This window comes from Bartonella sp. AA2SXKL, assembly GCF_042197205.1.
Classification (GTDB): Bacteria; Pseudomonadota; Alphaproteobacteria; order Rhizobiales; family Rhizobiaceae; genus Bartonella.
Genome location: NZ_JBHIRN010000154.1, coordinates 1 through 698, shown reverse-complemented (window position 1 = coordinate 698; position 698 = coordinate 1). Strand labels below are relative to the sequence as shown.

Below are 698 nucleotides of genomic sequence, written 5' to 3'. Positions count from 1 at the left end.
AAATCAAGCAATAATAACTTCACCTTTGGCAGTGCTGTCTCACTGTTAGGCGCACATCAACATAAAACCGAAGATATCGTGGGGCTTGATGATTTTAGAGCCAAGCTTAACGAAGATCTCACAAGCTATGGTCGCTTAGCCAGCCCAAATGAATGGCAAAGTTATAATAAATTTACCAGTAAAGTCACCATGGGTGACGACTTGGAGATCTTGGGTAATTCGTCGTTTAATCTCACCCATAATGGTGAAATAGTTACCAGTTTAAGCACAAGTGGAAGTACGCTTAAAGGACCTTTGAGGGTTGATGGTGATGTTGTTTATACGAAGGCGCAAGTGGATGCAGCCATCTTGGCACAGATAAAGAGTCTTAAAAAAGATTTGACCAATAAAATCACGAATTGGCCGGCTCTTGCTGATGCTGAATTGCTCTATACACAGGATGGGAAAATTCAATGGCCCGATTGGGTAACGGATAACACAAAAGTCGAAATCCAAGCATGGGGTGGCGGCGGCAGTGGTGGGGGTGGTTATTCTTATTACTTAGGAGGCGGTGGCGGCGGTGGCGGTTGTACGGTATGGTATGGCTATAAAGCCAGTTTAAACGGTCACCAGGATATCATCATTGGTAAAGGAGGCGCTTCTGTTGCATCACGCAGTGCGACAGGAAATTCTGGAGGAACAACAGCTGTTGGAAAGAA

The 698-nt window shown here is 44.8% G+C and carries 1 protein-coding gene; it reads left to right on the top strand.

Going from position 1 to position 698, the window contains the following annotated elements; all coding sequences use genetic code 11:
* The coding region (locus ACFINS_RS10380) for a Bgr_08870 family protein (RefSeq protein ID WP_375706225.1) at positions 1-698 on the top strand (698 nt) is incomplete at both ends.